This is a genomic window from Promicromonospora sp. NPDC110617, assembly GCF_055598465.1.
This window is the reverse complement of the sequence record NZ_JBVKBM010000001.1, coordinates 881606-894067: the sequence shown is the minus strand read 5'-3', so window position 1 is coordinate 894067 and position 12462 is coordinate 881606. Positions and strand designations below refer to the sequence as shown.

At 71.9% G+C, this 12462-nt stretch carries 2 protein-coding genes; both read right to left on the bottom strand.

Annotation, left to right across the window (positions count from 1 at the left end; translation table 11 throughout):
- Positions 1–63: 63 nt before the first annotated feature.
- A complete protein-coding gene (locus tag ACZ7LE_RS03745; RefSeq protein ID WP_470402026.1) occupies positions 64–6093 on the bottom strand; it encodes an Ig-like domain-containing protein in 6030 nt (2009 codons plus the stop codon).
- A 205-nt stretch (positions 6094–6298) separates the two neighbouring features.
- Positions 6299–12400: an Ig-like domain-containing protein gene (locus tag ACZ7LE_RS03740; RefSeq protein WP_470402025.1), complete on the bottom strand. Its 6102-nt coding sequence runs from the start codon at positions 12398–12400 to the stop codon at positions 6299–6301.
- Positions 12401–12462: the final 62 nt, after the last annotated feature.

The following is a 12462-nucleotide window of genomic DNA, read 5'->3' as shown; positions in this document are numbered from 1 at the left end:
GAAAGTTGTGTCGATCATGGCGTGCCCGGCCGCCGCGTGCGCGGCGGCCGGGCGGGGCTTGTTCTACCAGTTCCTGGCCTCGTACAGGGTGCCGTCGATTCGGACGGCCACCTGCGTGCCTGGGTACCCGTAGAAGCAGCCGAGCTGGTGGCTGCCGTTGGCCGAACCGAAGTTCACGGTGTAGGCGCGGTCCGGCGTCAGGATGTTGTGCCAGCCGGACTCGTCGGGGTTGGTGCCCGAGTAGCACTCGACGCTGTGGTTCCCGGTCGAGAAGTCCTGCCAGTTGACGACCATGTAGGCGCACGAGGCGTCGCTGCACTCGTTGTTGTCGACGCTCGAGCCCCTGGTCACCCAGGCCTGCGGGTTGGGCCTGGCGTCCGACCTGCCGGTGGCACACTTCTCCGCCTTCTGGCCCTCGGAGTCCGTGACCGTGACACAGGCCGTCTTGTCGGTGCTGTAGCCGGCGGAGGCCGTCTGGGAGCCGCTCTTGGCCGTGCTCGAGATCGCACCGCTCACGCGCACCGTGGTGGGGCGCCCGTTCGTCGCGGTCGCGTCCCAGGTGAAGGTGACCTTCTGGTCCCCGCCGTTCGCGGAGATGGTCGGCGTCGGCACCGGGCCGAAGGGGATCACCGCGTTGGACGCCGCCGACCAGTCACCGCAGACGTACTGGTTGCACGCCCGCACCTGGAACGTGTACGAGGTGCCGTTGCTCAGTCCCCCGTGGTTGTACGACGTCGCGTCGCCCGCGTTCGCGTTGCCCTGGCCGTTGGCCGACACCTCGTACCGGTGCCCCGGACCACGGAAGTTCGCGCTGGGGAGCGCGCTCCAGCTCACGGTCGCCCGACCGTCGCCGGGGTTGCTCGCGGTCACCCCGCTCGGGATGGTCGGGATGCCGTACGCCGGCTCCGCGGCGGACTGCCCGCTGACCGGAGACTTGCCCGCCTTGTTCTCGGCCTGGACCGTGAACGTGTAGGAGGACTCCGGGTTCAGGTTCTGCACGACGTCCGACGTGTTGGCGGTCGTCACCGTCCTGACCTTGCTCCCGTTCTCGTAGACGTCGAGGTAGTACTTCTTCACGGCGTCGCCGTTGTTGGCCGGAGCCGTCCACGACACGTCGATCTGGCCGCCCATGGCGTTGTTCGACCGCTGCGCGGTCGGCGCCGCCGGCTGCGCCGGCGGCGCGGCCGGGGTCTCCGGGGCCGACGGCTCCGACCACTCCGACGGGTCCGGTGCCTGGTTCTTGGCCTGCACCCGCACCGTGTACGCGGTGCCGTTGTTCAGGCCGGTCCACGTGGTGGTGCTGCCCGGCTGGCACGTCTTCTGCGTGACGCCGTCGGCCGGGGCCGGGCTGATCTCCAGGTTGACGCACTCGATCGGGGAGCGGTCCGTGTAGGACCGGTTCTGCCACTTCACGATCAGGCTCTGGTCGCCGAACTCCAGCGTCGGGGGCTCGGGCTGGTCCGGCTTCTCGTCCGGACGGGCCTCGCGCGACGCCGGGGACGGGTCGGACTCGCCCACGTCGTTGGTCGCGGTGACCGTGAAGGTGTACTTCACGTTGTTCGCGAGCCCGTCGAACGTGCAGGTGGTCGTGGCACAGGCGTGCTCCTGGCCGTTCTGCGTCCGCAGCGTGTAACCGGTGATGTCCGCGCCGTTGTTGTTCGGCTGGTCCCAGCTCAGCACGACGGTCTCCGAACGGACCTCCTCGATCCGCGGCGCACGGGGCGCCTCGGGCTTGCCGAGCACCGTGAGCTTCGCGATGCCGTCCACCTCACGGTCGGGGTCGCCGGTCGCGTCCTGCACGCGGTAGCGCACCAGCATGGCGCCCGTGAAGTCCTCGTCCGGCGTGACCACGAGCTGGTTGCCGCGGTACTCGGTCGTGCCGATGCCCGTCTCGACCGTCGGCACGCCCGACAGCGTCAGCTCCTTGTTCGGGAACGGGTTGGTGTCGTTGTCCAGCACCGGGATGGTGGTGGCCTCGCCCTGGTGGGCGTCGAGCACCACGTCCTGCGTGGTCTGGACGAGCGGCCGGGTCGAGGCCACGACCTCGACGGTCAGCACGGCCTCGACGGCCGGGTTCGTGCCGTCCGAGACCGTCATCGCCAGCTCCTGCGCGGTGCCCTTCGAGACGGACGGGTCGACCTGGGCCGAGACCGTGTCGCCGGAGACCGACGGCGCGATGCCCTCGACACCCTTGACGTCGAAGGTCAGCGGGTCCTTGTCGGGATCCTTGACGTACCGCGCCAGGTCGACCGAGCTCTCCTCGCCGGCCGCGACCTGCAGCACGGGCCGGCCGGTGATCTTGGGCGGCATGTTCTTCGACGGGGTCACGTCGATGGGCAACGTCAGCACCGCCGTCAGGCCTTCGGGATCGTCCGCCCCGTCGCCGTCGGTCACCTCGAAGCTGACCGACGCCGCGCCCGCGAAGTCCTCGGCGGAGGTGTAGACGAGCGTGTCCGCGTCGTCGACCTCGACCTTGCCCTCCAGCGCCTTGACCGTCTTCTCCTCGGTGATCCGCGGCTTCGTCCCGTCACGCACCACCACGTACTCGGCGATGTCGATCGTCAGCGGCTCGCCGCTGGTCGCCTTCAGCGGCTCCAGGCCCGGCTTGACGTGCGGCCGGGACTGGTCGCCCGGCACCCGCACGAAGGCCTTGGCCTCCAGGCCGTCCATGTCGGTCACGGTGTAGGTGATCACCTGGGCGCTCTCGGTGAGCTGCACCTCCAGCGAGCCCTCCTCGGTGATCCGCACACCCTCCAGGTCGGGGTCGATCGTGAGCTCGAGGTCGGCGGCCACACCGTCCGGGTCCACGTCGTTCGCCTTGACGTCCACGGTCACCGACGAGGAACCCTCGACGTCGTCCGCCGTCACGACGTCGTCGTGGGCGATCGGCCGCAGCAGCGGCGCGTTCTTGTCCACGTTGACCGTGATGGCGCCGCTCGCGCGGGCCCGGAAGCTGTCCTGGATGCCGTAGTAGAAGGAGTAGGAGCCCTCGTCGTCCGGCGCGGTGACCACCACGTCGTCCTCGACCACCTTGGGGTCCATGTCCTCGGTGCCCTCGAACGCGCTCTCCACGAGGCCGATCTCGTCGCCGTCGGGGTCGGTGTCGTTCTCGAGCGCGCGCACGGCCACCGTGCGGCCCGGCCGCACCGTCGTCTCGTCGTCGGCGGCCTGGGGCGGCTGGTTGGTGGCGGGCGGCTGGGTGACGCCCACACGCACCAGGCCCTCGCCCACCGCGCCCCGGGTGTCCGTGACCTGATAGGTGAAGGTGTCCAGGCCGGTGCTGTCCTCGGCCGCGGTGTAGTCGACGAACCCGTCCACGATGGTGGCGGTGCCCTGCGACGGCGCCGCGGAGATCGAGCTCAGGGTGACGTAGTCGCCGTCGGGGTCCGTACCGTCCAGGTTCAGCGGGATCCGGGTGGTCCCCCCGGCCAGCACGCGCGCCGTGATGTCGGGGAGCTGCGGGGCCGCGTTCTCCGGGTCGTCCTTGACGACGATGGTCACCTGGGCGGAGTCCTTCTGCCCGTTGGAGTCCTTCACCTCGTAGACTGCGTGGTACGTCCCGGCCTCCTGGCCGGCCCGGAACCGCACCGTGTCCTCCGAGACGAACGCCTCGCCCGCCGACGCCGGCGGCGACTCCTGCAGCTCGTCCGTGAGCGTCAGCTCCAGGCCGTCCGGGTGCGTGTCGTTCTTCAGCACCGGGATCGTCACCACGTCACCGACGTGCACCGTCGCCTCGTCGGGACCCGCCTCCGGCGGGCGCAGCTGGGCCGGCGCCGGGATCGGCACCACGCGCACCTGACCGGTCGTGGTCCCCGAGCCGTTCGCGACGGTGTACGTGACCGTCACCGGCCCGTCCAGGCGCTTGACCTCCGAGACCTTCAGGATCTGGTGGTTGAGCACGGCCACCTTGACCGGGGCGTCGTCCGGGACGGAGACGCCCTGCACCACGAGCACGCCGCCCGCGGGGTCGGTGTCGTTGGCGAGCACGTCCACCAGCGCCGAGCCGCCGGTGGGCAGCAGCACCTGGTCGGACACGGCGACCGGCGGGCCCGCCTCGTCCGGCGGGTCGGCGACGTCCACGCGCACCAGGCCCATGGTCGGCTCGGGGCCGTCGGTGATCTGGTACGTGACGTCGTACGAGCCGGGCGAGTCGCTCACGACCCGGAAGGTGCCGGCGCCGTAGTTCGGCGTGATCGTGAGGCCGGGCTTGTCGGCGACCGCCGTCAGGCGCAGCTTGTCGCCATTGGGGTCGAAGTCGTTGGCCATGGGCCGCACCGTCGCGGGCTCGCCGGTCAGCACGGTCACGTGGTCCTGCACCGCGACCGGGGGCATGTTGATGGCGCTGACGTCGATCAGCAGCTTGCCCTGGACCGGCAGGCCGAAGGCGTCGGAGACCGTGATGTCCACGATCTTGCGCCCGGTGGCCGTGCCGCCGTCGCGGAACTCGACGGTGCCGTCCGGGCGGAACCGCACCTCGTCCAGGGGATCGGCGCTGCTGGCGTTGGACAGGAACATGTCGTCGCCGTCCGGGTCCTTGAAGTACGGCAGCACCTTGATGCTGGCCAGGCCGTCCTGGCCCACCCGCAGCACGGGCTCGCCCGACTGGATCGGCGCGTTGTTCTCCTCCAGCGGCACCACCTTGACGTCCACGGACGCCTCGTCGACGCCGCCCTCGCGGCCGTCGTTCACCTCGTAGGTGAAGCTGGTGGTCCCGGTCGCGTCGGCCGGCACGTTCGCCTGGAGCGCCGCGCCGTCGAGCACCCGGTCGACGCCGACGGCGCCGTCGACCTCACCCTTGACCTTCACGACCATCACGTCGCCGTCCGGGTCCACGTCGTTGGCGAGCACGTTCAGCACGGTGGTGCGGCCGGGCCGCACGCCGAACGAGTCGTCCTTGGCGACGGGCGGGCGGTTGGCCTTGTTGCGCTCGGCCACGAACTGGTCGACCTGCTCCGGCGTGGTCTGCTCGGACTCGGTCTTCTCGCCCTCGGCGTCCTCGGGCATCTTGAGGTCCCAGTCGTCGACCTTCTCGAACTGGTCGGCGGCCATCCACAGCGAGCCGTTCGCGACGTCGTTCAGGACGATGATGTTGCGGTTCACGCGGTAGACGAGGCTGATGCCGGCGTTCACGCCCTCCAGCACCTGGTCCACGTCGTTGTCCGTGCCCTCGCAGTCCCGGATGACCTGGCCCGAGTTCCAGGCGCCGTAGACGCACCCGCTGAGCTGCACGGGGGCCGACGGCCCGCCCTGCGCCGTGCGCGTGGTCGCGTCGCCGCCGTCGAGCGGCTGGGAGACCAGGCCCTTCGTGGTGGCCAGCACCACGTTGTCCGACTCGGCGGACGGCTGCTGCAGCATCCCCTGGGAGCCGTCCTCGATCTCGACCGAGTCGCCCCCGGGCAGGATCAGGTTGCCCGTGGACTGGTTCAGCACCACGGGCTGGTCTCCGACCGCGGTGACCTGGACCTTCGCGTCGGCGCTCAGCGCGAGCGAGGACTCCTCGGGGTCCTCGGCGACACCCTGCGAGCTGGTGGGGATCGTGTAGAGCTTGCCGTCGGCCGGCACGGCCAGGAACACGGTGCCGTCCTTGGCCACCTCCAGCGTGCCGCCCGGGCCGGCCTTGACCGTGGGCTTGAGCTTCTTCTCGTCGAACGCGACCGCGCCGTCGAAGGACATGACCCAGGCCTTGCCCGACTCGCCGTCGTACACCGCGGTGGTGGCGCCGCCCGCGGCGACCTGCGCTCCGGCAGGGAACTTCATGGTGCCCCGGAGCGTCAGCTGAGCAGGCTCCACGGGGCTGGCCGACGAGTCGGACGCGCTGTCCAGGAGCACCCGCTGGGCGTCCTGTTCGACGTCGAAGCTCGCCGCGTTGGCCAACAGGTAGCCGTCCAGCGCCTGCGCGTCATAGATGAAGCGGCCGAGCTTGCCCGAGGCGGTCTGGGTGACCCAGACGCCGGAGTCGTTGAGCTCGACGTCGGCGGTGGCCTCGCCGTCGTACAGGAGCGCGAAGCCCAGGAGCCCCGCACCGAAGAGGGTCACCACACCGACCGACGCTGCCGATCTGCGGTTCTCGTACACGCGTGAGACAAAGCTCATGCGTCCTCCTCTTTTCCTCACGCCACCGAAAAATTGCCCGCCCGGACGGCACACACAGGCGCAACGGGAGCACACTACCGGGGGGAAGGGTGAATCGTCGTGGAATTTCAGTGGGCAGGACTACCCATGCCGCCCGTCCAGATTGTAGGAGTTCGTCTGGTAAGTGGCCGGAGTGTCGCGACCGTGTCGGCGTGATTCCGCAGATCTACCAGAGCAGGTGGTTCGACTCCCCCAGCTGCTGCGTCTCGATCCACGTGTGCTCACCCGTGTAGCCGTGCATGCAGTCGGTCTGCCCGGACCAGTTGCCGTTGCCGTCGGTCCGCAGCGGCACGCCCCACGCCTGCCCCCACCAGTTGCCCTGCTCGTACCGGGGGAAGTACACCTGGCCCGCGGGGTCGTGCTCCGTGGACAGGCACCGCATGGTGAACGCCGTGTTCGGCTCCCACCCGGTGATGCTCATGTTGATCCACCGGCACGCCGCGCCCTGGCGGCAGCCGGACGAGGTCGACGCGTCGGCGCCCTTCGAGATGGTGAAGCCGCGGTTGGCCGGGTTGGAGTTGGTCCGCCCGCTGCCCGACCCCGTGGTGCCGCACCCGGCCGCGTTGCAGGCCTGCGCCTCCAGGCTGTAGCTCGTGCTGTACGCGGGCCCGACGTCGACGGTGCCGCCCGAGGCGGCCATGCTCTGCCAGCCGCCGCCGTTGATCCGGTACCGCATCGACTCCACGGCCCGGCCGCCGTTGCTGCCCGGGGGCGACACGGTGAACCGGCCCTCGGAGGAGGAGCGCAGCGTCCAGCTCACGCCGGGGGCGCCCGGGGTCGTGTACGGGGTCACGGCGTTCGAGCTCGCCGTCCATGCCGAGCACGTGTACTGGTTGCAGGCACGCACCTGGAACCGGTACGCCGTGCCGTTGGCGAGATTCCTGAAGGTGTACGAGGTCGCGGTCCCCGCGTTCGCCGGGGTGCCCCCGCCGTTGGCCAGCACCTCGTACCGGTGCCCCGGGCCGCGGAAGTCGCCGGACGCGATCCCGCCCCAGCGCACGTCGGCCTGACCGCTCGTGGTGGAGCCGAGCGCCGCCGTCGGCGTGCCCGGGACCAGCGGCTGCCCGTACGGCACCTGTGCGGCCGACCGGTCGCTGGCCGGGGACCTCCCCGCCTTGTTCTCGGCGGTCACCGCGAACGTGTAGGACGCCTCGGCGGACAGCCCCGAGACGACGCGCGAGGTGCCCGTCACCGTCTGGGTCTCGACCTTGGCCCCGTCCTCGAAGACGTCCAGGTAGTACTTCTCCACCGCGTCGCCGTTGTTCGCCGGCTCGGTCCACGCGACCGTGATCTGCCCGCCGAGCGCGTTGTCGACGCGCTGCGCGGTCGGGGCCGCGGGCTGGGCGGGCGGCGCGGCGGGGGTCTCCGGCGCGGAGGCGTCGCTCCAGTCCGAGGGGTCCGGCGCCGCGTTCACGGCCTGCACGGTCACCGTGTAGGCAGTGCCGTTGGCCAGGCCGTCCCACACGGTCCGGGTGCCGGTGACGCAGGACTTCTGGATCACGCCGTCGGCCGGGGCCGGGCTGATCTCGAGGTTCACGCACTCGATCGGCGACCGGTCGGTGTAGGCACGGTTCTTCCACGAGACCGCGAGCGACGAGTCGCCGAACGTCAGCGACGGCGGCTCCGGCTTGTCGGGCTTCTCGTCCGGCCGGGCGTCCTCGGACTGCCCGGACGGCTCGGACTCCCCCACCTCGTTGGTCGCCGTGACGGTGAAGTTGTAGACCACGTCGTTCTTGAGGCCGGTGACCGTGCACGTGGTCGACCGGCACTCGGTGACGTCGCCCTTGCCGGACCGGGCGGTGTACCCGGTGATCTCGGCGCCGTTGTCCGACGGCGGGTCCCACGCCAGCACGACCGTCCCGGACCGCACCTCCTCGACCTGCGGGGCGCGGGGCGCCTCCGGCCGGCCCAGCACGGTCAGCCGGACCGTGCCCTCCACCTCGCGGCTCACGTCGGCGGTCGCGTCGGCCACCCGGTACCGCACCACCATCGCGCCCACGAAGTCGTCCGACGGCGTCACGACCACCGTGGAGCCCGTCGCCTCGGCGACACCCTCGCCCGTCTCGACCACGGCGCCGACCACCGTCAGCGGATCCTGCGGGAACGGGTTGGCGTCGTTCGCGAGCACGTCCACCGTGGCGGCCTCGCCCTGGTGCGCGTCGCGCACCACGTCCGGGTTGGCGCGCGCCAGCGGGCGCGTCGAGGCCACGACCGTGACGGCGAGGTCCCCGGCGACGGGCGGGTGCCCGCCGTCGGACACCGTGAACGGGACGGTGACCCGGGTGCCCTTGGGCACCGCGGCCTGGGCCTGCGCGAGGACCGTCGAGCCCTCGGTGCCGAAGGTGATGCCCTCGGCCCCGCCGGTGAGCTCGACGGTCAGCGGGTCGCCCTCCGGGTCCACCACGACGCGCGACAGGTCCAGCGCCGCCTCCTCGCCCGCGGCGACCTCGAGCAGGGCCGTCCCCTTGATCTCGGGCGGCTGGTTGCGGCTGGCCTGCACGTCGATCGGCAGGGTGAGCACCGCGGTCCGGCCCTCGGGGTCGTCGGGGCCGTCGCCGTCGGTCACCTCGAAGGTGACGGAGGCCAGGCCCACGTAGTCCTCGTCCGACGTGAACGTGAGCGTGGTGGGACCGGTGACCTCGCGGGTGCCCTCGACGGCGGACACCTTCTCCTCGACCGTGAACCGCGGCTCGTGGCCGTCGGCCACCTCGACGTGGTCGGCGATGTCGATCTCGAGCGTCTCGCCGGCGAACGTCCGCAGCGCCTCCACGGGCTGCCTCAGGTGCGGCAGCGAACCGTCCCGCGGCACCCGGACGAACGCCTTCGCCGTCAGCCCGTCCAGGTCGGTCACGGTGTAGGTGAGCACCTGCGGATCCTCGGTGAGCGCCACCGTCACCTCACCGCCCTCGCCGAGCGTGACGCCGTCGGGCTGCTCGCCGTCGTCGCCGACGACGGCGACCGTCAGGTCGCTCGCGACCCCGTCGGGGTCGGTGTCGTTGCCCAGGACGTCCACGGTCACGGTGTCGGAGGTGACCTCGGTGGGCGGCACCACGTCGTCGCGGGCCACCGGGCGCAGCAGGGGCGCGTCCTTGGCGACCTGGACCGTGATCGCGCCGGTGGCGCGGGCCGCGTAGGTGTCCTCGATGCCGTAGTAGAAGGTCTGGGTCCCCTCGTCGCGCGGCGTCGTGACGACGACCAGGTCGTCGACGACCTGCGGGTCGAGCCCCTCCGCACCCTCGAACGACTTCGGCACCAGGCCGACCTGGTCGCCGTCCGGGTCGGAGTCGTTGGCCAGCGCGTCCACCGCGACGTCGCGGCCGGGCCGGACGAGCGTCTCGTCGTCGCCCGCGGTGGGCGGCTGGTTGACGCCCGGCGGCTGTGCGATGCCCACCGCGACCGTGCCCTCGGCGGTGGCGCCGCGGGTGTCGGTGACGGCGTAGCGGAACTCGTCCGCACCCGCGGAGCCCCGTGACGCCTCGTACTCGAGGAACCCGTCGACGACGCGGGCGGTGCCCTGCGACGGCGGCGCCGAGAGACCGTCGAGCGTCACGTGGTCGCCGTCGGGGTCGCTGCCGTCGAGCGGCAGCGGGATGCGCGTGACCGCGCCCGCGAGCACGCGCGCCGTGGTGTGCGGCGGCTGCGGTGCCGCGTTCTCCAGGGTGTCGGTGACGTTGATCGTGACCTGTGCGGAGTCCTTCTGGTTGTTGCTGTCCCGCAGCTCGTAGACCAGGTGCGCGGTGCCGGCCTCGGAACCGGCACGGAACCGCACCGTGCCCTCGGACACGAAGGCCTCGCCGAACTCGGGCTCCTCCACCAGCTCCGGGGTGAGCTTCAGCTCCAGCCCGTCCGGGTGGGAGTCGTTCTTGAGCACCGGGACGGTCACGATGTCGCCCGTGTGGACGGTCGCCTCGTCCGCCGCGGCCTCGGGCGGGCGCAGCTTGGTCGGCGCGGCGATCGGCACCACCCGCACCTGCCCGACGGCGGTCTCCGTGCCGTTGGACGCGGTGTACCGCAGGGTCACGGGCCGGTCGAGGCGCTCGGTCTCCGCGACCCGCAGCACGTGGTGGTCCAGCACGACGGCGGTGACGCCCGCCCCGGCCTCCACCGAGGACGCCACCAGCACGCCGCCGCCCGGGTCGGAGTCGTTCGCCAGCACGTCCACGAGCGCCGAGCCGCCCGCAGGGAGCAGCACGGTGTCGGCCACGACCACGGGCGGGCCCGCGGCGTCGGGCGGCGGGAGCACGTCGACCCGCACCAGGCCCATCGTCGAGCCCGGGCCGTCGCTGACCTGGTAGGTGATGTCGTAGCTGCCGGGCTCCTGGCTCACGAACCGGAAGGTCCCCGCGGCGTAGTTCTCCGTGATGGTGGCGGGCTCCTGCTCGGAGACGCTGACCAGGCGAAGCCGGTCACCGTTCGGGTCGGAGTCGTTGCGCAGCGGCTGCACGGTGACGGGGTCGCCCGCCAGGACGGTCACGTGGTCGGCCACGGCGACCGGCGGCTCCTGCGTGCCGATCACGTCGACGAGCAGCCTGCCGGTGCCCACCTGGTCGAGCCCGTCCGACACCGTGAGGTCCACGATCTTGCGGCCGGTCGTGGTGCCGCCGTCCCGGAACTCGACCGTACCGTCCGGGCGGAACCGCACCTCGTCCATCGGGTCCGCGGTGGTCGCGCTCGACAGGACGAGGTCGTCGCCCTCGGGGTCCCGCCAGAACGGCAGCACCTTGATCGACGCGGCCCCGCCCTGCCCCACGCGCAGCACCGGTTCACCCTTCGGCGCGGGCGCCTTGTTCTCGCTGAGCGGCACCACGCGCACCTGCACCTTCGCGTCGGCGGTGCCGCCGCGACCGTCGTCCACGGTGTAGGTGAAGGTGGTGCTGCCGGTCGCCGTCTCCGGCACGTTCGCCTGCAGCGCCGCGCCGTCCAGCACGCGGTCCACCGAGACGTCCGACGCCGCCGTGCCGGCCACCTTGCCGGCGGGCTCCGCGATCGACGCCGTCAGCACGTCGCCGTCGGGGTCGAGGTCGTTGCCCAGCACGTCGAGCACGGTCGTCCGGCCCGGCCGGACGCCGATCGAGTCGTCCTTCGGCGTCGGCGGCCGGTTGGGCTTGTCCCGCTGCGCGACGAACTGGTCCACCATCTCGGGCGTCGTGGTCTCCGCCTCGGTCTTCTCGCCCTCGGCGTCCTCGGGCAACTTCAGGTCCCAGTCGTCGACCTTCTCGAAGTCGTCCGCGGCCATCCACAGCGTGCCCGACGTGACGTCGTTCAGCACGATCACCTGGCGGTTGACCCGGTAGGCGAGCTCGCCGTCCGCGCCCTCGAGCAGATCGTCCACGTCGAGGTCCGTGCCCTCGCAGTCCCGGACCACGCGGCCGGTGCCCGACCAGGCGCCGAACGTGCAGCCGCCGAGCTGCACGGGCGCCGCCGGGGTGCCCTGGCCCACCCGGGTGGTGGAGCTGCCGCCGTCGAGCGGCTGGGTGACCAGACCCTTGGTCGTCGCCACGACGACCGCGTCCGCCTCCGCCGACGGCTGCTGGAGCCGGGCCTCGGCCCCGCCGGCCAGCTCCACGACGTCGCCGCCGGGCAGCACGAGCGTGGCCGCGGTGCGATCCAGGACCACCGGCCGGTCGCCGACGGCGGTGACCTCGATCTCGGCGTCCTTGCCGACCGGAAGCTCCGCGTCCGTCACCGTGTCCACGGTGCCCGAGCCGGTCGTCAGGACGGTGGCCATCCGGCCCTTGGCGGGGGCGGCGCCGAAGACCGTGCCGTCCGTCGCGACGGCGATCCGGGCACCCGGCCCGAGCACCGCCGTCGGTTCGAGGTCGGCCGCGTCGAACTGGACGGCGGCCTCGAACGGGAGCACCCACAGCCGGCCGTCCTCCGGTTCCAGCACCGCCGTGGTGTGCCCGCCGGACGCGATGACCGCACCGGCGGGTGCGGTCATCGTGCCGTCCAGGACGAGCTGCGCCGGGTCGACGGGGCTGGCCGTGGCGGTGCCCGCGTCCGTCATCAGGACCCGGTACTCGGCCTGCTGCACGTCGAACGTCGACGAGCCGGACAACAGGGTGCCGTCCATCGCCTGTGCCTCGTCGTTGAAGCGTCCGAGCAGCCCGGCTGACGTCTTGGTGACCCAGACGCCGGAGTCGTCCAGGTTGACCTCGGCGGTGGACTCGCCCTGCTGCAGCACGGAGAGCAGGATCAGGGCCCCCGCGAAGACGGCGACGACGCCGCCGGAGACGGCCGAGCGCGTCGGCACCTTCAATCCGGGCACAGGTATTCCTCAAGTCTTGATCAGCGGCGGCTGTGGCAGCCTAGCCGTTGCCTCCGACAACC

Bases quoted from the DNA above. Each gene is read 5' to 3' on its own strand.
- ACZ7LE_RS03745 (WP_470402026.1), bottom strand. From the start codon at position 6,093: ATGAGCTTTGTCTCACGCGTGTACGAGAACCGCAGATCGGCAGCGTCG.